General features: G+C 64.2%; 21 protein-coding genes. 15 read left to right on the plus strand and 6 right to left on the minus strand.

The genetic code is table 11. From position 1 onward, the window contains the following. Positions 1–2 precede the first annotated feature (2 nt). Positions 3–806, minus strand: coding sequence for an FCD domain-containing protein (locus tag LB525_RS08020; protein WP_095769968.1), 804 nt, complete (start codon positions 804–806; stop codon positions 3–5). A gap of 208 nt (positions 807–1,014) precedes the next feature. Between LB525_RS08020 and LB525_RS08025 the strand changes: the two genes are divergently transcribed. The 6 genes from LB525_RS08025 to LB525_RS08050 all read left to right on the plus strand — a co-directional run bounded on the left by LB525_RS08025 (position 1,015) and on the right by LB525_RS08050 (position 8,338). Further along, positions 1,015–2,337 carry a DUF3422 family protein gene (locus LB525_RS08025; RefSeq protein WP_224544227.1) on the plus strand — a complete coding sequence of 441 codons (1,323 nt, stop codon included), beginning with the start codon at positions 1,015–1,017 and terminating at the stop codon, positions 2,335–2,337. Between the two features lie 161 nt (positions 2,338–2,498). Next, on the plus strand, positions 2,499–3,995 hold the full coding sequence (locus LB525_RS08030; RefSeq protein WP_224544228.1) for an FAD-linked oxidase C-terminal domain-containing protein: 1,497 nt from the start codon (positions 2,499–2,501) through the stop codon (positions 3,993–3,995). After that, positions 3,995–4,507, plus strand: a complete 513-nt coding sequence (locus LB525_RS08035; protein ID WP_224544229.1) for an endonuclease domain-containing protein — start codon at positions 3,995–3,997, stop codon at positions 4,505–4,507. Before LB525_RS08030 ends, LB525_RS08035 begins: the two co-directional genes overlap by 1 nt. Positions 4,508–4,721: 214 nt before the next feature. Next, positions 4,722–5,939: an FAD-binding protein gene (locus LB525_RS08040; protein WP_224544230.1), complete on the plus strand. Its 1,218-nt coding sequence runs from the start codon at positions 4,722–4,724 to the stop codon at positions 5,937–5,939. 64 nt (positions 5,940–6,003) lie between these two features. Next, entirely contained in the window at positions 6,004–7,302 is a 1,299-nt protein-coding gene (glcF, locus tag LB525_RS08045; protein ID WP_224544231.1) for a glycolate oxidase subunit GlcF, read from the plus strand. A 31-nt stretch (positions 7,303–7,333) separates the two neighbouring features. Next, positions 7,334–8,338, plus strand: coding sequence for a hypothetical protein (locus LB525_RS08050; RefSeq protein WP_224544232.1), 1,005 nt, complete (start codon positions 7,334–7,336; stop codon positions 8,336–8,338). A 10-nt stretch (positions 8,339–8,348) separates the two neighbouring features. Here the strand turns inward: LB525_RS08050 and LB525_RS08055 are convergent, their stop codons facing one another. Both LB525_RS08055 and LB525_RS08060 read right to left on the minus strand, forming a co-directional pair. After that, positions 8,349–9,269, minus strand: coding sequence for a bifunctional 5,10-methylenetetrahydrofolate dehydrogenase/5,10-methenyltetrahydrofolate cyclohydrolase (locus tag LB525_RS08055; protein WP_140839426.1), 921 nt, complete (start codon positions 9,267–9,269; stop codon positions 8,349–8,351). A 357-nt stretch (positions 9,270–9,626) separates the two neighbouring features. Further along, on the minus strand, positions 9,627–10,367 hold the full coding sequence (locus LB525_RS08060; protein WP_224544233.1) for a L,D-transpeptidase: 741 nt from the start codon (positions 10,365–10,367) through the stop codon (positions 9,627–9,629). Between the two features lie 11 nt (positions 10,368–10,378). Here LB525_RS08060 and LB525_RS08065 point away from each other — a divergent pair, with 11 nt between their 5' ends. Beyond that, positions 10,379–10,540, plus strand: coding sequence for a hypothetical protein (locus LB525_RS08065; RefSeq protein ID WP_224544234.1), 162 nt, complete (start codon positions 10,379–10,381; stop codon positions 10,538–10,540). A 40-nt stretch (positions 10,541–10,580) separates the two neighbouring features. Next, positions 10,581–11,219 (plus strand): DNA-3-methyladenine glycosylase I, encoded by a 639-nt coding sequence (locus tag LB525_RS08070; protein ID WP_224544235.1) that lies wholly within the window; start codon positions 10,581–10,583, stop codon positions 11,217–11,219. Positions 11,220–11,425: 206 nt separating this feature from the next. Here the strand turns inward: LB525_RS08070 and LB525_RS08075 are convergent, their stop codons facing one another. Together LB525_RS08075 and LB525_RS08080 are read right to left on the minus strand one after the other, a co-directional pair. Beyond that, positions 11,426–11,809, minus strand: coding sequence for a hypothetical protein (locus LB525_RS08075; protein WP_224544236.1), 384 nt, complete (start codon positions 11,807–11,809; stop codon positions 11,426–11,428). A gap of 27 nt (positions 11,810–11,836) precedes the next feature. Then, positions 11,837–12,073 (minus strand): hypothetical protein, encoded by a 237-nt coding sequence (locus LB525_RS08080; protein WP_095769977.1) that lies wholly within the window; start codon positions 12,071–12,073, stop codon positions 11,837–11,839. A 328-nt stretch (positions 12,074–12,401) separates the two neighbouring features. Here LB525_RS08080 and hisS point away from each other — a divergent pair, with 328 nt between their 5' ends. The 6 genes from hisS to LB525_RS08110 all read left to right on the plus strand — a co-directional run bounded on the left by hisS (position 12,402) and on the right by LB525_RS08110 (position 19,568). Continuing rightward, positions 12,402–13,913, plus strand: coding sequence for a histidine--tRNA ligase (hisS, locus tag LB525_RS08085; RefSeq protein ID WP_224544396.1), 1,512 nt, complete (start codon positions 12,402–12,404; stop codon positions 13,911–13,913). 174 nt (positions 13,914–14,087) lie between these two features. Next, complete coding sequence (locus LB525_RS08090) at positions 14,088–15,206, plus strand: ATP phosphoribosyltransferase regulatory subunit (protein WP_224527528.1); 1,119 nt, start codon at positions 14,088–14,090, stop codon at positions 15,204–15,206. Next, positions 15,203–15,904, plus strand: a complete 702-nt coding sequence (gene hisG, locus LB525_RS08095) for an ATP phosphoribosyltransferase (RefSeq protein WP_224527531.1) — start codon at positions 15,203–15,205, stop codon at positions 15,902–15,904. The genes LB525_RS08090 and hisG overlap by 4 nt, the downstream gene beginning before the upstream one ends. Positions 15,905–15,990: 86 nt before the next feature. Continuing rightward, complete coding sequence (locus LB525_RS08100) at positions 15,991–17,751, plus strand: AMP-binding protein (RefSeq protein ID WP_224527533.1); 1,761 nt, start codon at positions 15,991–15,993, stop codon at positions 17,749–17,751. A 10-nt stretch (positions 17,752–17,761) separates the two neighbouring features. Beyond that, positions 17,762–18,385 (plus strand): poly-gamma-glutamate hydrolase family protein, encoded by a 624-nt coding sequence (locus LB525_RS08105; protein WP_224527535.1) that lies wholly within the window; start codon positions 17,762–17,764, stop codon positions 18,383–18,385. 79 nt (positions 18,386–18,464) lie between these two features. After that, on the plus strand, positions 18,465–19,568 hold the full coding sequence (locus LB525_RS08110; protein ID WP_224544237.1) for a calcium:proton antiporter: 1,104 nt from the start codon (positions 18,465–18,467) through the stop codon (positions 19,566–19,568). Between the two features lie 46 nt (positions 19,569–19,614). On the opposite strand, the gene LB525_RS08115 is transcribed toward LB525_RS08110, so the two are convergent. Then, a complete protein-coding gene (locus LB525_RS08115; RefSeq protein WP_224544238.1) occupies positions 19,615–20,523 on the minus strand; it encodes a hydrogen peroxide-inducible genes activator in 909 nt (302 codons plus the stop codon). Between the two features lie 172 nt (positions 20,524–20,695). Here LB525_RS08115 and katG point away from each other — a divergent pair, with 172 nt between their 5' ends. After that, positions 20,696–22,903 carry a catalase/peroxidase HPI gene (gene katG, locus LB525_RS08120; protein WP_224544239.1) on the plus strand — a complete coding sequence of 736 codons (2,208 nt, stop codon included), beginning with the start codon at positions 20,696–20,698 and terminating at the stop codon, positions 22,901–22,903. Positions 22,904–22,951 lie beyond the last annotated feature (48 nt).

Below are 22,951 nucleotides of genomic sequence, written 5' to 3' on the forward strand. Positions count from 1 at the left end.
GCTTAGGAGCGTTTTCGTGTGGGTTCGATGTCGCCGGCGTCCGAGCGCTGTCTGAGGCGCAGCCTGGATACGCGCTGCCAGTCGCCACTGCGCTCGGCTTCAGCCATCGAGCGCTCGACGTAGGTGATGTGGTCCATCGCAGCCTTGCGCGCCGCGATTGGGTCTGCCGCTTTGATCGCGGCATGGATCGCCCGGTGCTGCTCAAGCAGCGCCTCGCGCGCGCCGGGCACGCCGAACACCAGAAGCCTGTTCTGGAACACGCCTTCCGACAGCAGCCGGTAGCAGGAACGCAGCGTGTGCAAAAGGATGATGTTGTGCGCGCATTCGCAGACGGCGTGGTGGAACTCGACGTCGATTTCCGCCTCATCGTCGAAATCGCCGGTCCGGTGCGCCTCGTCCATGCGTGCCATGATGCGGTCGAGCAGGGCGAGGTCCTCCGGCGTGGCGCGGCGCGCCGCGTATTCGGCCGCGACAGCCTCGATCTCGCGCCGGTATTCCAGATAGTCGGTCACCGCCTTGCGGTGCGTGGAAATGAGATCGGTCACCGGCTTGGTGAAGAGCTGGCCGATGACGTCGGCGACATGCGTGCCGCCGCCGGCCTTGGTCGTCAGCAGCCCGCGGCCTTCCAGCGCCTTCAGCGCGTCGCGCAGGATCGGCCGCGACACGTCGAACTGGCGCGCCAGCTCGCGCTCGCCGGGCAACCGGTCGCCGGTGCGCAGCACGCCTTCGAGGATCAGGCTCTCGATCTGCTGCACCACCTCGTCGGCGGTGCGCGAATGCTCGATCCTGGAGAAGATGTCGCTCAACGGAAGGGTGCCTGGAAGCGGGACGGATGTGGCGCAGATTAAAGCCTCTGTCGCCAACTGGTCAAATTATTTATCCAATTCGCCCAGCCCGTCGCATTGCCGGCCGCGTGCTAACCGGCCTGGACGGAGATATTTGCTGTTTACGCGTCCCGCCGATTGCCGCAAGACGGCAGGGTTTGCACGAAGGTCGAAACCAGGGGGACCAACCGTGTCCGACGAGATGTCCAGTCTCGAATTCCAACCGCGCGCCCAAGGCAGCGTGATGGGCTTTCCGGCGCATGAGGGACGGCCTGGCGCGCTGGGCGAGGTCCATGCCCGCCCGCACCCGCTGATCGAGAAACCGCGCGTACTCGTCCAGCTCTCCTTCATGACCGAGGGCGGCACCGCGGTCGATCATGCCGTGCTGTCGGAACTGTCGCGGCGGCTGGGCATCGCCGCGCCCGAGCGCAATGCCCGCCACCATGCGATGAAATGGGGCAAGGGCACGCTGCGCTGGGAGCGCCATACGGAATTCTCGACCTATCTCTGGGAAGGGCCGCTGGCCGAGAACGGCCGGGGGCAAGAGGATTCGCCCTTCGGCAATGGCTTCTCGCCGCCCGGCACCGTGATTTCCGGCATCCGTCTGGAAATCCGCAAATGGACGCAGGCGAGCGAAAGGCTGATCGCCGGCTTCGACCCGACCAGCCTGTGCTATTCGCTGGTCGAGCGGGGCGCTGCCGCCATCGTCACCGATTTCCGCCAGGACGGCGACGGCCTGACCCGCATGCTGGTGCTCGATCGCGGCCTGACGCCGGCCAGCACCGGGGCCCTGTCGCAGCGGCTGATCGACATCGAGACCTATCGGACGCTGGCCATGCTTGGCCTGCCGATGGCATTGACGCTGTCAGGCCGCGCCCGTCGCATCGAGGACCGCCTGGCGCAGACCACACTGGAAATGAAGGCGGTCGAGACCCGCGACAGCCAGACCTTGCTCGCCGACCTCACCGAACTCGCCGCCGAGCTCGAGGCCGACGCCGCGTCCAGCCTCTATCGCTTCGGCGCCAGCCGCGCCTATGACGGCATCGTCACCGCGAGGCTGGAAGCGCTGGATGAAGAGCCGGTGCAAGGCTACGACACCTGGGCGGGCTTTCTCTTGCGACGCATGGCGCCCGCCATGCGCACCTGCCGCTCGGTCGAGGAGCGCCAGGCCAACCTGTCGCGAAAACTCACCCGCGCCACGACGCTGCTGCGCACCTGGGTCGATGTCGATGTGGAGAAGCAGAACCGCGACCTGCTGGCCTCGATGAACAACCGCGCCCGGCTGCAACTGCGTCTGCAGCAGACCGTCGAAGGCCTGTCGGTCGCCGCCGTGTCCTATTATGTCGTCGGCCTCATCGGCTATGTCGCCAAGGGCGCCTCGGTCTTCGGTCACGCTTTCGCGCCCGAAGTGGTCACCGCGGCCTCCGTGCCGGTCGCCATCCTGCTCGTCTGGTGGGGCGTGCGCCGCGTGCGGAAGATGCATTCCGAGCCGGCAAAGCATCCGGGCGAGTAGCGGACAACCATCTTCATGCGCGGGTCTGTCCGCAGCGGCAGATTGCCGCTGCGGAAGCTTGGCGTCACGCTCGCCGCCGAATGCAAGCGAAGCAGCATTTACAACAAAACCGTCGGGCTGGTAAAAGATTTTGACCAGTCAAGAGCGGATGAGGCTGCCCGATGTCCGGCTTAGCCATGCCCAAGCCAGATGCCGAAACGATGCGCCGGCGCGCCGAGATCGTCGCCGACATGCGCATCATCGTGCCGGGCGAGGGCGTCGTCGACGCGGCCAATGAAATGCGCGCCTTCGAGAGCGACGGCCTCACCGCCTATCGGCAGTTGCCGCTGGTCGTGGTGCTGCCGGAAACGGTGGCCCAGGTCTCGCGCGTGCTGAAATACTGCAACGAGCGCAACATCCGCGTCGTGCCGCGCGGCTCAGGCACTTCGCTGTCCGGCGGCGCGCTGCCGCTCGAGGATGCGGTGCTGCTGGTTATGAGCCGCTTCAACCGCATTCTTCAAATCGACTATCCTAATCGCGTTGTCGTGGCCCAACCGGGCGTCACCAATCTCGGCATCACCACCGCCGTCGAGCAGGAGGGCTTTTATTACGCCCCCGATCCATCCTCTCAGATCGCCTGCTCGATCGGCGGCAATGTCGCCGAGAATTCCGGCGGTGTGCACTGCCTGAAATACGGGCTCACCGCCAACAATGTGCTGGGCATCGAGATGGTGCTGATGAACGGCGAGGTGGTGCGGCTCGGCGGCAGCCATCTCGATCAGGAAGGCTACGATCTGCTCGGCGTGATGACCGGCTCGGAAGGCCTCCTCGGCGTCGTCACCGAGGTGACGGTGCGCATCCTGAAGAAGCCGGAGACGGCGCGCGCTCTCTTGATCGGCTTTCCGACCAGCGAACAGGGCGGTCAATGCGTCGCCGACATCATCGGCGCCGGCATCATCCCCGGCGGCATGGAGATGATGGACCGCCCGGCGATCCACGCGGCCGAGGATTTCGTCCATGCCGGCTATCCGCTCGACGTCGAGGCGCTGCTCATCGTCGAGCTCGACGGACCGAGTGTCGAGGTCGACCACCTGATCGGCCTCGTCGAGGCGATCGCCTACAAGAACGGCTCGACCACCTGCCGCATCTCGCAGTCCGAGCAGGAGCGGTTGAGCTTCTGGGCCGGCCGAAAGGCGGCCTTCCCGGCGGTCGGCCGCATCTCGCCGGATTATTACTGCATGGACGGCACCATCCCGCGCAAGGAACTGCCCCGCGTGCTCGCCGGCATGCGTGATCTCTCCGAGAAATACGGCCTCGGCGTCGCCAATGTCTTCCACGCCGGCGACGGCAATCTGCACCCGCTTATCCTCTATGACGCCAACGTGCCGGGCGAGCTCGACAAGGCCGAAAGCTTCGGCGCCGACATTTTGCGCCTTTGCGTCCAGGTCGGCGGCGTCTTGACCGGCGAGCATGGCGTCGGCGTCGAGAAGCGCGACCTGATGCCGGAAATGTTCAACCAGGTCGACCTCGACCAGCAGATGCGGGTGAAATGCGCCTTCGACCCCAACCACCTGCTCAACCCCGGCAAGGTGTTTCCGCAACTGCGCCGCTGCGCGGAGCTTGGGAGGATGCATGTGCATCGGGGGCAGGTCGCGTTTCCGGATATTCCGAGGTTTTGATGAAGACTCAGGATCAAAGTTCCTCGCCCCCGCAAAGCGGGGGAGAGGTGGCTCGGGCAAAGCCCGAGACGGAGAGGGGGGCGGCCTATCAGCCAAGCCGCCGCTCGCCCGAGAAAATTGCCCGCGCCCGCGCGCTTCGTAGCGGCGACAACCATGCGGAAGCGATCCTCTGGAACGAACTGAAGGCAAGAAGGCTAGGCGGATACAAATTCGTTCGCCAGATGCCCATCGGTCCGTATTTCGCGGATTTTGCGTGCAGGAGCGAAAAGCTGATTGTGGAACTGGATGGCAGCCAGCACGCGGACAGTTCGTACGACAGGCGGCGGGATGAATTCATGCGGGGCGAGGGCTTCTCGGTTTTGCGGTTTTGGAGCTTCGATGTCTTGAAGAACAAGAGGAGCGTTTGCGAGACGATCTTTGCGGCGTTGGAAGGACGGCTTGCCGAAGACGTAGTTGCTGCCGACCTCAGGTTTGTTTTCGCAACCAGGAAGACGGGAGATAGCGCTCTATGATGGCCCCCTCTCCGTCTCGGGCTGCGCCCGAGCCACCTCTCCCCCGCGTTGCGGGGGCGAGGAACCCAAGCTTTCCAAGGTCGCAACGTCGGCGGTCGGTGTTTCCTCGCCTCCATGAAATGGGCGAGAGGTGTGCGCGTAGCGGACAGAGAGGGGGCAGCGCTGCCATATGCGATTGCCCTGGCCTCGCTGGGGCGAGGAAAGGCGCCCCCTCGTGACCACCTTCACCCCATCTTCTTCCGCCGAAACCCTCTCCACCATCCAATGGGCAGCCGCCGAGGAAACGCCGCTCGAAATCCTCGGCCATGGCTCGAAGCGCGGCATCGGCCGCCCATTGCAGACCGAACACACACTCGACTTGTCGCACCTCATCGGCGTAACCCTCTACGAACCGGCCGAGCTCGTGCTGTCGGCCCGTGCCGGCACGCCGCTCGCCGAGATCGAAAAATTGCTTGCCGAAAACGGCCAGCAATTCGCGTTCGAGCCGATGGACTACGGCCCGTTGCTCGGCGGCGAGCCGGGCCAAGGGGACAAGAACGGCACGATCGGCGGCGTGCTGGCTTCGAACCTGTCCGGCCCGCGCCGCCTCAAGGCAGGTGCAGCGCGCGACCACATTCTTGGCGTCGCCGCCGTCTCCGGACGCGGCGAAGCCTTCAAGTCCGGCGGGCGCGTGGTCAAGAACGTCACCGGCTACGATCTCTCCAAGCTGATGGCGAACAGCTGGGGCACGCTCGCCGTCTTGACCGACGTCACCTTCAAGGTCCTGCCGGCCGCGGAAACGGAAGTGACCTTGGCCATACGCGGCCTGCTCGACGATGCCGCCGTGGCCGCAATGGCGCTGGCGGTCGGCTCCAGCGCCGAGATTTCGAGCGCCGCGCACCTGCCGGAGCGCATCGCCGCGAAGGTTGCCGGCGGCAAGCATGGCAGCGATGCTGCCACGCTGTTGCGGGTCGAGGGATTTGGCCCGTCGGTCGTCTATCGCATCGAGGCCCTGAAGCGGCTGCTTGGCAAGGCCGGGCCGCTCGAGGAGATCGCCGGCGAGGCCTCGAAGGTGATCTGGCGCGACATCCGCGATTGCCGGCCCTTCGCCGATGGCGGCGCGCGGCCGGTCTGGCGCGTCTCGATGGCGCCATCCGCGGCGCATCACGTGGTGATGGCGCTGCGCATGCAGGCGGCGGTCGATGCCTTCTATGACTGGCAGGGCGGTCTGGTGTGGCTGTCGATGCGCGAGGACGATCCGGAGGCCGATCTGTTGCGCGGACTGATCCGCAAATATGGCGGCGGCCACGCGACGCTGGTGCGCGCATCCGCGCCGCATCGCGCGGCGCTGCCGGTGTTCGAGCCGCAGCCGCCGCATCTGGCCGCGCTTTCGGCGCGGCTCAAGGCCGAGTTCGACCCGAAGCAGATTCTCAACCCCGGCCGCATGGCCTAAAGCAATTCCAGGAAAAGTGTGAAACGGTTTTCCGTCCGGAATTGCATTTAACAGAGACGGCGATATGCAGACCAATTTCTCCGCCGCGCAGCTTGCCGATCCGCATGTCGCGGAATCGGAAAAGATCCTGCGCAAATGCGTGCATTGCGGCTTCTGCACCGCCACCTGCCCGACCTATGTGACGCTGGGCAACGAGCTCGATTCGCCGCGCGGCCGCATCTACCTCATCAAGGATATGCTGGAGAACGGCCGGCCCGCCGATAAGGAAATCGTCACCCATATCGACCGCTGCCTCTCCTGCCTCGCCTGCATGACGACATGCCCCTCGGGCGTGAACTACATGCATCTGGTCGACCATGCCCGCGCTCATATCCAGGAGACCTATAAGCGTCCGCTGATCGACCGGCTGATCCGTGCCGTGTTGGCTGCCGTGCTGCCTTACCCATCACGCTTTCGCGCCGCGCTGAAGTTTGCCGGGCTGGGCCGGCCGTTCATTGGATTATTCGAGAAATTGCCGGGGTTGAAGCCGGTCGCGGCGATGCTGAAGCTCGCGCCGTCCGCGATCCCGCCGGTGTCGCCGATGGCGAAACCGAGGACGCATGCTGGGCAGGGTGCAAAGCGAGGCCGCGTCGCCATCCTCACCGGCTGCGCGCAATCAGTGCTCGACCCGGCCATCAACGAAACCACCATCTCCCTGCTGACACGGCTCGGCGTCGAGGTCGTGGTGCCGGAAGGAGAGGGCTGCTGCGGCGCGCTCGTCCATCACATGGGCCGCGAGCATCAGGCCCTTGCCTCGGCCAGACAGAATGTCGACGCCTGGATGCGCGCCATTGAGCAGGGTGGGCTCGACGCTATTATCATCACCGCGTCCGGCTGCGGCACGACGATCAAGGATTATGGCTTCATGCTCCGCCTCGATCCCGCCTATGCCAAAAAGGCGGCGCGCGTCTCGGCATTGGCCAAAGACATCACCGAATATCTGGCAGCCCTCGACCTGCCCGAGCCGGTGCGCAAGCCGGGCACGGTCGTCGCCTATCATTCCGCCTGCTCGATGCAGCATGGCCAGAAGATTACGCGTCAGCCGAAGGAGCTTCTCGCCAAGGCGGGCTTCGTCGTGCGCGAGCCGCGCGAGGGACATCTGTGCTGCGGCTCGGCCGGCACCTACAACATCCTGCAGCCCGAAATCTCCGCCAAGTTGCGCGACCGCAAGGTGAAGAACATCGAGGCGACCGGGGCCGAAATCGTCGCTACCGGCAATATCGGCTGCATCACGCAGATTGCGTCCGCAGCGAAACTGCCGGTGGTGCATACGATAAAACTGCTCGACTGGGCCTATGGCGGCGAACCACCCCAAATGAGTTGATCGCAAGACGCTTGCTCGTAACAATAGCGGGATGACCGATTTGGAAATCCTGGAAATCGAAACTGTAGTTCGGCTGCTCTCGAAGACGCCGCGCCTGACCCTTCAGGCGCGCTATGAAGATTGCACGGCAATCACCGCGCGGCATCTCAAGGACGGATCCGAATTCCTTTTTGCACTGATCAAGGCAGCGATCGAATCCGGCGTTCACCAGGCCACTTTGATCGAGGATGCTGTTTCGTTTCTAGACGATGCTCATCTGATCCGCCTCGCATTTTTTCTGCAAGGGGAGGTGAAACGCGGGATCGATGTAGAACATCTCTTATCCCAGGTTATGCTGCAGGCACCAGAATTGTTCCCTGACAGCGCACTGGCCACCAGCTACGATTTTGCGGATTGGCAGACCCATGCCGATCCCCGCTCACCTCCAGCATGTCACCATTTTATCTTTGAAGGAGGCGCCCCGGACGGCCCGTCTTTTCCAACACGCCTCAATCATCCTACCTGGCATTTGCCGACGGCGGGGCAGCCATTCACGATCGGTGGTGCAGGAGCAGATCAGTGTCCTGCCTGCGGCGGAACGCTGGTGCATCTGATCACCTTGGACGACTTCTGCGTCCCGAATTTATCCCTTCCTCGGCTATGCATTGAGACGTGCCAAGGCTCGCTGGAGCCGACCTATTATGCGCACGATGCAGAGGGCAGGCCGACCCCGATTGCGCCGTTTCATTCCGATAATGATTTCACGCCCGAGCCGATGACAAGGAAGAGCATCGTCCGTCTGGCGCCCACGCCGCCGCGCTGGCTCAGACAGTCCTGGGGGACCAGCAATTCGCGGCAGAATCTGTTCCGGCTCGGCGGGCTGCCGTCATGGGTTCAGGGACCGCAGTCCCCACTGGTCCCTGGAACCGATCGGGAAATGAAATTCCTGCTGCAGTTCGATTCGCTCGCCGGCTTCTTCTGGGGCAGCGGTGGCATGCTCTACGTCTTCTGGGATGAAGAAAGCCGCATCACCTGCCACGTGCCGCAATACACCTGACGGCTATCGCCTACTCCGCCGCGAGTTGATCCGGCACGCCATAAGTCGCGCGATAGAGCGCGCGCTGGCGGTTCAGCGCCACCATCGTGTTGCGCAACAGGATCGCCACGGTGAGTGGGCCGACGCCGCCCGGCACCGGCGTGATCCAGGAGGCCACGTCCTTGACGCTGTCCGTGTCGACGTCGCCGACGATGCGGGTTTCGCCGTCGGATCCGACCTCGGAATTGATGCCGATGTCGATGACGGCAGCGCCCGGCTTCACCATGTCGGCCTTGATCAGCCTGGGCTTGCCGACGGCGACGAACAGCGCGTCCGCGCGCCGCGCATGCGCCGCCACCGATCGCGTCATGTGATGGCAGACCGTCACCGTCGCGCCTTCGCTCATCAGCAGGAAGGCAATCGGTTTGCCGACGATCTCGGAATGGCCGACGACGACCACTTCGAGCCCCTGGAGCTCGAGGCCGGTTTCCTTGAGCAGCTCAACCGAGGCAGCCGCGGTGCAGGGCGCCAGGTCGAGCTGGTTGTAGACGATGTTGCCGATCGAGGCCGGATGCATGCCCTCGACGTCCTTCAGCGGATGCACCGCCGCCTGCAGCGTCTTGATCGGGATATGCGCCGGCACCGGCCGCTGGATGATGATTCCGGTGACGCGCGGGTCGGCGTTGAGGCCGTGGATCGCAGCTTCAAGTTCGCCGGCGGTGATGTCGGCGGCAAAGCGCCGCTCCTCGAAGGAGATGCCGGCAAGGGCTGCCTTGGCGCGCTGGTTGCGCACATAGACATCGACCGCTGCGGTATCGCCGACGGTGATCGAGACAAGCTTCGGCGGGAAACCTTCGGCCGTGGCGATCGCTGCGTCCTCGCGCACCGAAGCGATGATGCGCTGGGCGACCGGGCCGCCTTTCAGGTAGCGGCTGTCGTCGGTCCGGGTCATGGCTGGCACCTCTGCCTTCTGAGGCAATTCAAGGAAAGGCGCACTGCCCTCCGGAATTGCGTGACTATCAAGATTTGTGCACTGCAATAGCAGAGGAGCGCCGGGAAATCAGCCCCGGAAACGAAATGCCCTGCTTTCGGGGCGACTTGCCACCTCATGCATGGAAAAAACAAAAAACGAAAAAGGCAGCGCGGTTTCCCTGCGCTGCCTTTTCGCGACTGGCCGTATCCCCACACGGCCCGTCCCCCATAAACCCCTTCGCTGGTTAAAGCACATCCCGCAGGATGGCACTATGACTTGGCTGCAACAGCATCAGACAAAAAGTGCTGCGCCGTCTAACCAGCTGATTCGCTGCGATTATATCACCTCGACCGTGGTCCCGACATTCACGCGCTCGTAGAGGTCGACGACATCTTCGTTGCGCATGCGGATGCAGCCGGAAGAAACCGCGCCGCCGATCGTCCAGGGCTGGTTGGTGCCGTGGATGCGGTATTCGGTGGTGCCGAGATAGAGCGCGCGCGCGCCGAGCGGGTTCTCGATGCCGCCGGCAAGATAGGTCGGCAGGTAACGGCCCTTGGCCGCCTCTCGCTTGATCATCTCCGCGGGCGGGCGCCAGTCCGGCCAGACCTTCTTGTCGGTGATCTTGTGGGTGCCCGACCATTCGAAGCCGGGCTTGCCGGTGCCAACGCCGTAGCGCCGCGCCTTGCCGTTCTTCTCGATCAGGAAGAGGAAGTTCTGGTGCGTATCGATGACGATGGTGCCGGGCTTCGCCGGCCCGTCATAGGCGACTTCCTGAGGCAGGTAGATCGGATTGATCTGCGGCCGCATCACTACGCGCTTGGCCGGCTGCTGCACGGCCGCCGTGCGCTGCTGGTCGGGCTGCGCCTGGAAGAGGCGCCTCAGCGGCTGCTGCGTTGCCTGCCGCGTCGGGCGCACGATGCCCGGCGCGTGGCCAAGCTGCAGCACCCAGGGAGCCGAAAGGTCGGGGCTTACCATCACCGGCGGCACATCGGCATAGCGGTCATTGGCAAGGGAAGTCGTGGCGCCGGCGGCAAGAATGGCCACCGCGCCGAGCAGGGAACAAAACGCTGTCTTCATGGGAACGCACCTTGATCGAACTCATCCGGGGCGGCGAGGGCGCCGTCGGTTTCGCGATCCTTGGCGCGGAGCGGCAAGCAAAACATGAATCGGAATGCGTAAAATGCCGCTTTGTCAGTAAACCTTTTGGTGTGGTTACCGGCCGGTTCAGGAATCTGGTAAAGCCGCGGTAAAAGCGGCGCTGAAGCGCATTAACGAATGGATCTGCTGACGATGGCGATTGAAAATACCGGCATTCTCGATGGCCCGGACGGCAGGGCGCGCTGCTTCTGGCACGGCAATTTGCCGGACTATCTTCATTACCACGATCACGAATGGGGCCGGCCAGTGACGGATGATCGCCGGCTGTTCGAAAAGATCTGCCTCGAAGGCTTCCAATCGGGCTTGTCGTGGCTGACCATCCTGCGCAAGCGCGAGAATTTCCGCGAGGCCTTCGCCGGTTTCGACTTCGACAAGGTGGCGGCGTTCACCGACGCGGATGTCGAGCGCCTGCTCGGCAATGCCGGCATCATCCGCCACCGCGGCAAGATCGTTTCGACCATCAACAACGCCAAACGCGCCCGCGAGATGGTCGACGAGTTCGGCTCGCTTGCCGCCTGGTTCTGGAAGTTCGAGCCGGGTCCGGGCGAGCGGCCCGAAATCGTCGACCTGGCGCATCTGCGCGCCAACCCGACGACGGCGGTGTCGGTCAGGATATCCAAGGAATTGAAGAAGCGCGGCTGGAGCTTTGTCGGCCCGACCACGGTCTATGCCTTCATGCAGGCGATGGGCCTGGTCAACGACCATCTCGAAGGCTGCTACTGCCGGGCAGAGGTGGAGAAAGAGCGCAAGACGTTCAAGCGGCCGAAGTAGGGGTGCTTTCTTCCTTCTCCCCTTGCGGGAGAAGGTGGCCGCGAAGCGGCCGGATGAGGGGTGTTCCAGGGAATGCCAGCGTCTCACTCCGCCGGAAGAGACGGCAAGATTGCCAGCGTCTCACTTCGTTGGAGCACCCCTCATCCGTCTCGGCGCTAACGCGCCGATCCACCTTCTCCCACAGGGGGAGAAGGAAAAGAGGCGCGCTACTTCTCGAACCTGCCCTTATGGCCGCTGCCGTTGATGTCCCAGACCAGACTGGAGCCGGACACCGTCAGCACCAGTCCGCTGAAGCCGCTGTCGTCGGGCGTATGATGCGTGGAGGCGGAGCTGCGGCCTGCCGGTATGACCTCGACAGTCGAGCCCTTCCGCACCCAGCAGCCCTTGCCGTACTGGTCGTTGGCGCCATAGGCGAGCGCGAATTCGAAGCTGCCGTCGTTCTTCAGCAGCAGTTCTGAACCGACCTCCATGACGCCGTTCAGGTAATAATGGCCGGCAAGACGGGCATCACCCGCCTGGCAGGCATTGGCGGCAACGGGCATGCTACAGAAAAGCGCGCCGGCAAGCGCGTACGCGAATTGCAGATGCATGATGATCCCCCGATCGTTAAGTGAAAGTCAGACGCTGCCGGCGCCGGCCAGGAACAGTCCGGCAATGATCGCCGCCACCGCCGCGAAGGCCGGATAGATCACCAGCAGACCGGTCACCAGCGCGTCGCGCACGGTGGGCTTGCGCGCCTCGGCCGCGACCTCGAATGGCCCGGCCGGCTGCTGGGCCGGCTTGAGCATAAAGCCGCCGGCAGGGCGCAGCCTGGCCGATGTGCCGCTCTCGATAATGTCGTTAGCTGTCGTCATGGCCCCGGACCCCTCGTTTCGACGCGCTTTAATGGTCGCCGATTGTGTCGGCAGCATGCCGCGCCGACGGCGGAATTGTTTCGTTTTTCGCGTGGTTTGTTTCAGTTTTTCCTTCTTCCCTTGTGGGAGAAGGTGGCCGCGAAGCGGCCGGATGAGGGGTGCTCTAGGGAATGCCGAGGCCTCACTCCGCTGGAACACCCCTCACCCGTCTCGGCGCTAACGCGCCGATCCACCTTCTCCCATAAGGGGAAGGCGAGGCGCTAACCCTTGCCGCTCCAAGCGGCATCGTTTAGGAAACGCGCGCCCATTGACCAGAAAGACCGATCCCATGGCCGACAAATCGGAAAAGACGAAAGCGCGGCTGCCGCGCGGATTTGCCGACCGCAGCGCCGAGGATATTCGTGCCGTCGAGAAGATGATGGCGACTATCCGCTCGGTCTACGAGCTCTACGGTTTCGAGCCGGCCGACCAGCCGATGATCGAATACACCGATGCTCTCGGCAAATTCCTGCCCGATCAGGACCGGCCGAACGAAGGCGTGTTCTCCTTCCAGGATGATGACGACCAGTGGCTGTCGCTGCGTTACGACCTGACCGCCCCGACGGCGCGCTTCGTCGCCGAGAATTTTGACAAGCTGCCAAAACCCTATCGCAGCTACCGCTCCGGCTGGGTGTTCCGCAACGAGAAGCCTGGTCCCGGCCGCTTCCGCCAGTTCATGCAGTTCGACGCCGACACGATCGGCACGCCGGGCGTCGCCGCCGACGCCGAGATGGCGATGATGATGGCTGACGTGATGGAAGCGCTCGGCATCAAGCGCGGCGACTACGTCATTCGCGTCAACAACCGCAAGGTGTTGGACGGCGTGCTGGAAGCGATTGGCCTTGGCGGCGACGAGAACATTGGGCGCCGACTGCAAGTGCTGCGAGCCATCGACAAGCTAGACAAGTTTGGACCACAGGGGGTGAAACTCTTGCTGGGCAAGGGTCGTTGGGATGGCGGCAAGGAAGGCGAAGGTGATTTCACCAAGGGAGCCGGCCTTGACGATGTCCAAGTTGAGGCCGTCCTTTTCGCTACCGCAAAGCCTGATCGAGCCAGCGAGGGCCACCAAGATTCGGCTATTCGAGCGAGCCAATTCTTCAATGACGGTCTGGCTGAATTGTCGACTATCGAAGCTTTGGTCAGGGCCGCTGGCTATGGCGAAGACCGCATCGTGATGGATCGCTCCGTCGTGCGCGGCCTCGAATACTACACCGGCCCGGTCTTCGAGGCCGAGTTGCTGGCCGAGATCCCCAATGACGAAGGCCAAATCGTGCGCTTCGGCTCGGTCGGCGGGGGCGGGCGCTATGACGGGCTGGTCTCGCGCTTCCGCGGCGAGCCGGTGCCGGCGACCGGCTTCTCCATTGGCGTTTCGCGGCTAATGACGGCGCTGAAGAACCTCGGCAAGCTCGACGCCTCCGATGTCATCGCGCCGGTCGTGGTGCTGGTCATGGACAAGGACACCGAAAGCCTCGGCCGCTACCAGAAGATGGTTGCCGACCTGCGCGCCGCCGGCATCCGCTCCGAAATGTATCTCGGCGGCGCCGGCATGAAGGCGCAGCTGAAATATGCCGACCGTCGCGGCAGCCCGGTCGCTATCATCCAGGGCGGCGACGAGCGCGCCAAAGGCGAGGTGCAGATCAAGGACCTGATCGAAGGCGCGCGCCTGTCGGCCGAGATCGCCGACAATGTCGAATGGCGCGCGGCAAGGCCGGCGCAGGTGACGGTGGCGGAGAGCGAGCTGGTTGGCGAGGTGAAGAAGATCCTGGCGGCGCAGGCTGAGGAGCGCGCACGTGGCCGATAGGGCGCCGACCTCCCCTTCTCCCCTTGTGGGAGAAGGTGGCCGAGCGAAGCTCGGTCGGATGAGGGGTGTTCCAGGGAACGCCGGCGTCTCATTCCTTCCAACACCCCTCATCCGTCTCGGCGCTGCGCGCCGATCCACCTTCTCCCACAAGGGGAGAAGAGGAAGGGGCGCCGCATGACCACCCGTCCCGCCATCGCCGCCGACATCGTCGCACTTTTCGCCACCCGCGACACCCACGCCGTGGAAGTCGCCGTGCTGCAGCCTGCCGACCCGTTCCTCGACATGGCCGGCGAGGATCTGCGCCGCCGCATCTTTCTCACCGAGAGCGAGACCGGCAAGACGCTGTGCCTGCGGCCCGAATTCACCATTCCGGTCTGCCTCGATCACATCTCCAGCCAGGCCGGCACGCCGCGCCGCTATTCTTATCTCGGCGAAGTGTTCCGCCAGCGCCGCGACGGCGGCAACGAGTTCTTCCAGGCCGGCATCGAGGATCTCGGCGACCGCGACACGGCCGCCGCCGATGCCCGCTCGCTGGCCGACGCGCATGCGCTGCTGTCGCTGGTGCTGCCTGGCTGGAAGCTCGCCGTCACGCTTGGTGACCAGACCTTGTTTGAGGCCGTGCTGGCGGCGCTCGGCCTGCCGCGCGGCTGGCGCATGCGCCTTGCCCGCGCCTTCGGCTCGGCGCCGATGCTGGAGGCCGCCCTTGCCGATCTCGCCAATCCGCCGCGCAACAGTCAGCTTTCCGGTCCGGTCGCGCTGCTGGTGCTCGACGGCGATGCGGAAGGCCTTGCCGCGCATATTGCCGACGGCATGGAGGAAGCCGGGCTGTCGGCGTCATCCGGCCGCGCGCCTGCCGACATTGCGCGCCGGCTGATCGAGAAAGCGCAACTGCGCAGCGTGCGGCTGTCCGACGAGGCCTTCTCGGCGTTGAAGGGCTTTCTCGAGATCGACGTCGCGCTCAGCGACGCGACCGCGGCGCTGGAAAAATTCGCCGCCGATGCGGGCCTGTCGCTGGGACCGGCGCTGGCGAATTTCGCCGCTCGCGCCAAAGCGATCGAGGCGCATGGGCTGTCGGCGGCAGAAATCCGCTATGACGCCGCCTTCGGCCGTCCACTCGACTACTACACCGGCCTCGTCTTCGAGATCGCGGTCCAGGATGGCGATCGGCCGCTGGCCGGCGGCGGTCGCTACGACCGGCTGCTGACGCTGCTGGGAGCAAAAAAGCCGATTCCAGGGGTCGGCTTCTCGGTTTGGCTCGATCGCATCGAAGCCTTGCGGGAGAATGCCAAATGATCACGCTGGCGATCCCGTCGAAGGGCCGTCTCAAGGAGCAGTCGCTCGAAGTGCTGGCCAAGGCCGGCCTGGCCGTGAGCCTGCCTGAAGACGACCGCAAGTACCGCGCCCGCATCGACGGTCTCGACAATGTCGAGGTGGCTTTCCTGTCCGCGTCCGAGATCGCCGGCGAGATCGGCCAGGGCGCGGTCGATCTCGGCATCACCGGCGAGGACCTTTTGCGCGAGAACCTCGCCGACTGGGAAGCGTGCGCGGAGATCGTCGCCCGCCTCGGCTTCGGCCATGCCGATGTCGTGGTGGCGGTGCCCGACATCTGGCTGGACGTCGACAGCATGGCCGACCTCGATGATGTTGCCGCCGATTTCCGCCAGCGCCATGGCCGGAGGCTCAGGATCGCCACCAAGTACTGGCGGCTGACGCAGCAGTTCTTTTCGCTCAAGCATGGCATCCAGGTCTACCGCATCGTCGAAAGCCTCGGCGCCACCGAAGGCGCGCCGGCCGCGGGGCTGGCCGACGTCATCGTCGACATCACCACCACCGGCTCAACGCTTCGCGCCAACCACCTCAAGGTGCTGGGCGACGGTGTGATCCTGAAGTCGCAGGCTTGTCTCGTTGCTTCGAAGAAGCAGCGCGATGCGGCCGACGAAGCGATCCTGCGCGACATCGCCGCGAAGATGAGCGTCCTGCCTCCTCCCTGAGCGCCCTCAAGCAGAGGGGGACCATTGACGGATTTCCACCGTCCCCATCGGCTGATAGGCTGGCTTATCCCGGGAGGAGAACGGCGATGGCGATCAAACTCGACGAGCTCATGAACGCCACCAATCTGCGCAAGACGCGCAACAGCTTCGTTGCCCCGGTTGGCGACAAGGCGCATGTGTCGGGCGACCGGTCGGTGCCGCTGCTCGACAAGACCATTCCGGAATTGTTTTCCGATACGGTGAGCAGATACGCGACGCTCGACGCCGCCGTCTTCGTCGGCCAGGACAAGCGTTTCACCTGGAGCGAGCTGTCGGACGCGGTCGACGCTTTGGCTGCCGGTTTCCTGGCGCTCGGCCTCGAAAAAGGCGACCGCGTCGGCATCTGGTCGCCGAACCGCTGGGAATGGCTGGTGACGCAGTTCGCCACCGCCCGCATCGGCCTGATTCTGGTTAACATCAACCCGGCCTACCGGCTGACCGAGCTCGAATACGCATTGAACAAAGTCAGCTGCAAGGCATTGGTCACCGCCGCGCAGTTCAAGACCTCCGACTATCTCGGCATGATCGAGACATTGGCGCCTGAATTAGCCAGGGCCGAGCCTGGCAAGCTCAAGGCGAAAAAACTGCCGGCGCTCAGGATCGTCATCCGCATGGGCGACGACAATTCACCCGGCATGTTCAATTTCGGCGATGTTCTGGCCATGGCCGGTCGTGACGAGCATGACAGCCTCGACCGCATCTCCGAAGGGCTGAAGCCCGGCGAGGCCATCAACATCCAGTTCACCTCAGGCACGACCGGCGCGCCGAAAGGCGCGACGCTGACGCATTCCAACATCGTCAACAACGGCAATTTCGTCACCTCGGCCATAAAACTCACCACCGAAGACCGGCTCTGCATTCCGGTGCCGCTCTATCACTGCTTCGGCATGTCGATGGGCACGATGGGCTGCGTGTCGAAAGGCGCGACCATGGTCTTCCCGGGCGAAGGTTTTGACGCCGGCGCAACGCTGAAGGCGGTGGCGCAGGAGCGCTGCACTGGGCTATACGGCGTGCCGACCATGTTCGTCGCCATGCTCGACCATGCGGATTTCTCCAGCTTCGATCTCTCCAGCCTGCGCACCGGCATCATGGCCGGCTCGCCTTGCCCGATCGAGGTGATGAAGAAGGTGGTGTCCCTGATGCATATGTCTGAGGTGACCATCGCCTACGGCATGACCGAGACCAGCCCGGTCTCCTTCCAGAGCAGCGTCGACGATCCGCTGGAAAAGCGCGTCTCCACCGTCGGCCGCATCCACCCGCATGTCGAGGTCAAGGCGATCGGCGCCGACGGTGGCACCGTCGCGGTCGGCGAGCCGGGCGAGCTCTGCACGCGCGGCTATTCGGTGATGAAGGGCTATTGGAACGACGCCGAAAAGACCCGCGAGGCGATCGACGCCGACGGCTGGATGCATACCGGCGACCTCGCCACGATCGACGCCGAGGGCTATTGCAACATCGTCGGCCGGGTCAAGGACATGGTCATCCGCGGCGGCGAGAACGTCTATCCGCGCGAGGTCGAGGAATTCCTCTATCGCCATCCCAAGATCAAGGAAGTGCAGGTCTTCGGCATCCCGGACGACAAATATGGCGAGGAGCTCTGCGCCTGGATCGTGCTGAAGCCCGACCAGATCGCCACCGCCGAGGAGATCAAGGCCTTCTGCGCCGGCCAGATCGCGCATTACAAGGTGCCGCGCTACATCCGCTTCCGCGCCGAGCTGCCGATGACGGTGACCGGCAAGCCGCAGAAGTTCCTGATGCGCGAGGCGATGGTGGAGGAGCTCGGGCTGGTGGCGCAGAAGACGGCGTGAAACGGCATCTATGGACAACGAGTTTCCAAATTTCGCGGCGCTGAGAGCCGCCAAAATTGAAAACGTGGATTATCGCATCGTCGTCCGGCGGGGCGCGCGAACCGGAAGTGCCATCGTCATGGCCCCGCATGGCGGTAAGATCGAGCCTCGCACCTCCCTGATCACCGAGACGATAGCAGGGGCCGATCTCGATATGTATTGCTTTGAAGGGCTCATGCCGGAAAGCAACCGGGAGCTGCACATAACGTCCAGGAACTTTGACGAGGCAACCGCGCTCGAACTGTTGCGGACGAAGTCCACTGTCGTCGCCATCCACGGCCGTCAGGATCGCGACGATTTTTCGACAGTCTATCTGGGCGGCAAGGACGCCGCGTTGGTTTCAGAGATAGCCGGGCGTCTGCAGGGGGCCGGTTTCCAGACAAAAAGAGACAATCATCCCTTTCCCGGTATCCAGGATTCGAACATCGTCAACCGCGGGCTGACGGGGAAGGGAGCGCAGCTGGAAGTGCCCTTCTCGCTGCGCCGCCGACTGGGCAACGAGCCGGAGCTTCTGGAAAAATTCTGTGGGGCGGTTCGCAAGGCCATCGAGACATTCGACGCCATAAACGGCGCCCGGTCCCCGGTCATGTTTTGAATGCTGCAACGATGCCCGTGATGCTCCCCAGGCGCTTTTCCGCTAAGCTCGCGTAAACGCCTGGCATTCGGGGGCTTTGATGTCTGGTTATGCGCGATCGGTGACGTCCTACACGATGCCGTTGGTGGCGCTGGCAATGGCTTTCGCGGTCAGGGCCAGCGGCCTTTCGGTCGACGAAGGGTCGCTGAATACCAGGATCCTCATTGGGGTGCTGTCGAGCGCCATCATGTTCACCACCATTTTCGTCGTGCTCGACCACGCCGAGGCAGTCGCCTCGCGCGTGGGCGAGCCCTATGGAACTTTGGTGCTGACATTTGCGGTGACGGCAATCGAAGTGTCGATCATCGTCTCCATGATGCTGCATGGAGAAAACAACCCGACGCTGGCGCGCGAGTCCGTTTTCTCGACGGTGATGATCACCTCCACCGGCGTCGTCGGCATCTGTCTCACGCTTGGCGGCTGGCGCTACCGCAAGCAGGCGATCCTGCGGCAAGGAACCAGCGCATACCTGTCGGTTCTGATCGCGCTGACCGTGATGACGCTTATTCTTCCGACCTACACCCAAGCCACGGATCCCGGCACGTTTTCGGCGGCTCAGCTTGGTTTTGTCAGCGTCCTTTCGGTGCTGCTCTATGCGAGCTTCGTATTCGCCCAAACCGTCCGACACCGGGAGGACTTCGTCCAGGGGCAGGCGCACGACGCTCCGACGCGAACTGCAACCCACGGAAGCATCTCCGTCAGCGCGCTCCTGCTGCTGAGCGGGCTCGTCGGCATTGTCCTGCTCGCCGAGCAGGTCGCCGCGAGCGTGGAGGATGCGCTCGCCGCCTATAAGGTGACCCAGGCCGACAGCATCGTAGGGGCAATGATTGCGGCACTGGTTTTGATGCCGGAGGCGATCTCGGCGATCCGCGCTTCCTTCAAGAATGAGCTGCAGCGCAGCCTGAACGTCGCGATGGGCTCGGCCTGCGCCACGATCGGTTTGACGATACCGGCGGTCGCGGCGGCCAGCCTGCTGACGGGCAGGGGCCTGACCTTGGGGCTTCCGGCGTCCGATGCCGTGCTTCTGGTGCTGGCGCTTTTCATATGCAGCGTGAGCTTCAGCACCGAACGAACGACGTTCCTGACCGGCATGGTGCATGTCGTGGTGTTTTTTACCTATGTGTTTCTGATCTTTGTGCCGTGAAGTGCCGGCCGGCGGGCGCAGGGATGGAGATGCGTCGAAGCGCGCTTCACACCCCCAGCACTGCCCGATCCAGCCCACGTATGATCCGCGCCAGTTCCACGCACTCGTCCTGGCGCACCTTGTTCTTGCGCCAGGCCATGCAGATCATGCGCTGCGGCATCGGCTCCTGGAACGGCACGATCCTTAGATCCGGCATGACGCCGGCAGCACTTGCCGCCATTTCCGGCACCAGCGTGACGCCGAGCCCATGCGCCACCATCTGCAGGAGCGTCGTCAGGCTGGTCGCGCCGTAGCTTGCCATCGCCACCGGCCGCACATTGCCGCAGACGGCCAGCGCCTGCTCGCGCAGGCAGTGGCCTTCCTCCAGAAGCATCAGCCGCTCCAGCGCCGGGCTCTCGGGCGGCACCGGCGGCGAGGCGAAGGCCGGATCGCCGGCGGGAACGGCGAGGAAGAAGCGGTCTGGAAAAAGCGTTTCGGTTACGATCGCCGGCTGATCGAGCGGCAAGGCCGCGATGAAGGCGTCGAGCCGGCCGGTGGCCGCGTCCTCGACCAGCGACGCGGTTACCGCCTCGCGCAGTTCGAGCTGGAGGGCAGGATAGTGCTTTTTCAGCTCCGGCAGCACATGCGGCAGGAGATAGGGCGCGACCGTCGGGATCATGCCCAGCCGGAAGCGTCCTTCCATGGTCGGGCGGCCGCGCCGGGCAGTCGTCTCGACGTCACGTATGTCCGCCAGAATGCGCTCGATACGCGGCTGCAGGGCAAGCGCCTCGTCGGTCATGCGCACCGTCTTGCCGCCGCGTTCGAACAACAGACAGTTCAGCCGCTCTTCCATCTCGGCGATCTGCGCGGAAAGGGCCGGCTGGCTGACGCCGGCGAGTTTCGCGGCGCGGCCGAAATGCAGCGTCTGCGCCAGCGCGTCGAAATACTGCATTTGCCGGACAGTGAGGCCAATCATAAGAAAATCCTATCAAACGAAACAGGAAAGGCAATTTGTCTTTATCGGTAGGCCGGCCTAGTCTGGAATCGTTCCAGGTTGGCGCGGCCAGTGGCTGCCCCCGAAATTTCGGGAAAATCAACCTCGGCAAAATTCAACCACGGCAAAACCTCGGCAGAATCGGGAGACTAAGATGGACGCGAAAACCGACGACAACAGCGCTGGCAAATGCCCGGTGGCGCATGGATCCGCACGGACCAACCGCGACTGGTGGCCGAATCAGCTCGATCTTGCCGTTCTCCACCAGCAGTCGAACCTCTCGGACCCGATGGACGAAGATTTCGACTACGCCAAGGAGTTCGCAAGCCTCGACCTTGATGCGGTGATAGCAGACCTGCACAAGGTCATGACGGATTCGCAGGACTGGTGGCCGGCCGACTTCGGCCATTATGGGCCGCTCTTCATCCGCATGGCCTGGCACAGTGCCGGCACCTATCGCATCGGCGACGGCCGCGGCGGCGCCGGTTCGGGTCAGCAGCGTTTCGCGCCGCTGAACAGCTGGCCGGACAACGCCAATCTCGACAAGGCGCGCCGGCTGCTGTGGCCGGTCAAGCAGAAATATGGCCGCAAGATTTCCTGGGCCGACCTTCTGATCCTCACCGGCAACGTCGCGCTGGAATCGATGGGCTTCAAGACCTTCGGCTTTGCCGGCGGCCGCGCCGATGTGTGGGAGCCGGAGCAGGACGTGGACTGGGGCTCCGAGACCAAGTGGCTTGGCGACGAGCGCTATTCGGGCGACCGTGAGCTTCGCGGCCATCTCGGCGCCGTGCAAATGGGCCTCATCTACGTCAACCCGGAAGGCCCGAACGGCAAGCCGGATCCTGTCGCGGCCGCGCGCGACATCCGCGAGACCTTCGGCCGCATGGCGATGAACGACGAGGAAACCGTCGCGCTGATCGCCGGCGGCCACAGCTTCGGCAAGACGCACGGCGCCGGCGACGCCTCGCTGGTGGGCGCCGAGCCGGAGGGCGCCGGCATCGAGGCGCAAGGCCTCGGCTGGTCGAGCAAATATGCCTCCGGCATTGCTGGCGACGCCATCACCTCGGGCCTCGAGGTCACCTGGACGACGACGCCGACCAAATGGAGCAACAATTTCTTCGACAATCTCTTCAACTATGAATGGGAGCTGACGAAGAGCCCGGCTGGCGCGCATCAATGGACGCCGAAAGGCGGCGCCGGCGCCGGCACCGTTCCGGACGCGCACGATCCCTCCAAGCGTCACGCGCCGGCCATGCTCACCACCGACCTCGCGCTGCGTTTCGACCCGGCCTATGAGAAGATCTCGCGCCGCCTCCACCAGAACCCGGACCAGTTCGCCGACGCCTTCGCCCGCGCCTGGTTCAAGCTCACTCATCGCGACATGGGCCCAGTGGTGCGCTATCTCGGTCCGCTCGTGCCGAAGGAAGAGCTGATCTGGCAGGATCCGATCCCGGCCATCGACCACGAGCTGGTGAGCGAGGCCGACATCGCTGCGCTCAAGGCCAAGATCCTGGCCTCCGGCCTGTCGGTGTCCGAGCTGGTCTCGACCGCCTGGGCCTCGGCCTCGACCTTCCGCGGCTCGGACAAGCGCGGCGGCGCCAATGGCGGCCGCATCCGTCTGGCGCCGCAGAAGGACTGGGAGGTCAACGAGCCGGCTCAGCTCGCCAAGGTGCTGGCCAAGCTGGAAGCCATCCAGAAGGAGTTCAACACCGCGCAGGCCGGCGGCAAGAAGGTCTCGCTCGCCGACCTCATCGTGCTTGGCGGCGTCGCCGCGGTCGAGAAGGCGGCGAAGGACGGCGGCACGGAAGTCAAGGTACCCTTCACGCCGGGCCGCATGGACGCTTCGCAGGAGCAGACGGACGTCGCCTCCTTCGCCGCGCTGGAGCCGAAGGTAGACGGCTTCCGCAACTATGCCCGCGGCAGGTTGCCGATGTCGGTCGAAGCGATGCTGGTCGACCGCGCCCAGTTGCTGACGCTGACCGCGCCGGAGATGACGGTACTTGTCGGCGGCTTGCGCGTGCTCGGTGCCAATGCCGGCGGTTCCAAGCATGGCGTCTTCACCGACAGGCCTGGCCAGCTCACCAACGACTTCTTCGTCAACCTGCTCTCGATGGCGACCGTTTGGGATCCGGCGGCCGGGTCAGAGCCGGGCTCGGACGAGGTTTACGAAGCGCGCGACCGCAAGACCAAGGAGGTCAAGTGGACCGGCACCCGCGCCGACCTGATCTTCGGCTCGCACGCGCAGCTGCGTGCGCTCTCCGAAGTCTACGCCTCGGCCGACGCCACGGCCAAGTTCGTCAAGGATTTCGTCAAGGCGTGGACGAAGGTGATGAACGCCGACCGCTTCGACATCGCGAGATAAGGTCGTACCTCCCAAGCAAAAAAGGCGCGGGTCATGCCCGCGCCTTTT

Origin of the sequence: Mesorhizobium sp. CA16 (genome assembly GCF_020165175.1) — a bacterium.
GTDB lineage: Bacteria > Pseudomonadota > Alphaproteobacteria > Rhizobiales > Rhizobiaceae > Mesorhizobium.

What these genes read in the sequence shown, in the direction of transcription:
- LB525_RS08110 (WP_224544237.1), top strand. Translation starts at nt 18,465, where the DNA reads ATGTCTGGTTATGCGCGATCGGTGACGTCCTACACGATGCCGTTGGTG.
- LB525_RS08115 (WP_224544238.1), bottom strand. Translation starts at nt 20,523, where the DNA reads ATGATTGGCCTCACTGTCCGGCAAATGCAGTATTTCGACGCGCTGGCG.
- LB525_RS08105 (WP_224527535.1), top strand. Translation starts at nt 17,762, where the DNA reads ATGGACAACGAGTTTCCAAATTTCGCGGCGCTGAGAGCCGCCAAAATT.
- glcF (WP_224544231.1), top strand. Translation starts at nt 6,004, where the DNA reads ATGCAGACCAATTTCTCCGCCGCGCAGCTTGCCGATCCGCATGTCGCG.
- LB525_RS08050 (WP_224544232.1), top strand. Translation starts at nt 7,334, where the DNA reads ATGACCGATTTGGAAATCCTGGAAATCGAAACTGTAGTTCGGCTGCTC.
- LB525_RS08100 (WP_224527533.1), top strand. Translation starts at nt 15,991, where the DNA reads ATGGCGATCAAACTCGACGAGCTCATGAACGCCACCAATCTGCGCAAG.
- LB525_RS08070 (WP_224544235.1), top strand. Translation starts at nt 10,581, where the DNA reads ATGGCGATTGAAAATACCGGCATTCTCGATGGCCCGGACGGCAGGGCG.
- hisS (WP_224544396.1), top strand. Translation starts at nt 12,402, where the DNA reads ATGGCCGACAAATCGGAAAAGACGAAAGCGCGGCTGCCGCGCGGATTT.
- LB525_RS08090 (WP_224527528.1), top strand. Translation starts at nt 14,088, where the DNA reads ATGACCACCCGTCCCGCCATCGCCGCCGACATCGTCGCACTTTTCGCC.
- katG (WP_224544239.1), top strand. Translation starts at nt 20,696, where the DNA reads ATGGACGCGAAAACCGACGACAACAGCGCTGGCAAATGCCCGGTGGCG.
- LB525_RS08080 (WP_095769977.1), bottom strand. Translation starts at nt 12,073, where the DNA reads ATGACGACAGCTAACGACATTATCGAGAGCGGCACATCGGCCAGGCTG.
- LB525_RS08055 (WP_140839426.1), bottom strand. Translation starts at nt 9,269, where the DNA reads ATGACCCGGACCGACGACAGCCGCTACCTGAAAGGCGGCCCGGTCGCC.
- LB525_RS08060 (WP_224544233.1), bottom strand. Translation starts at nt 10,367, where the DNA reads ATGAAGACAGCGTTTTGTTCCCTGCTCGGCGCGGTGGCCATTCTTGCC.
- LB525_RS08035 (WP_224544229.1), top strand. Translation starts at nt 3,995, where the DNA reads ATGAAGACTCAGGATCAAAGTTCCTCGCCCCCGCAAAGCGGGGGAGAG.
- LB525_RS08075 (WP_224544236.1), bottom strand. Translation starts at nt 11,809, where the DNA reads ATGCATCTGCAATTCGCGTACGCGCTTGCCGGCGCGCTTTTCTGTAGC.
- hisG (WP_224527531.1), top strand. Translation starts at nt 15,203, where the DNA reads ATGATCACGCTGGCGATCCCGTCGAAGGGCCGTCTCAAGGAGCAGTCG.
- LB525_RS08030 (WP_224544228.1), top strand. Translation starts at nt 2,499, where the DNA reads ATGTCCGGCTTAGCCATGCCCAAGCCAGATGCCGAAACGATGCGCCGG.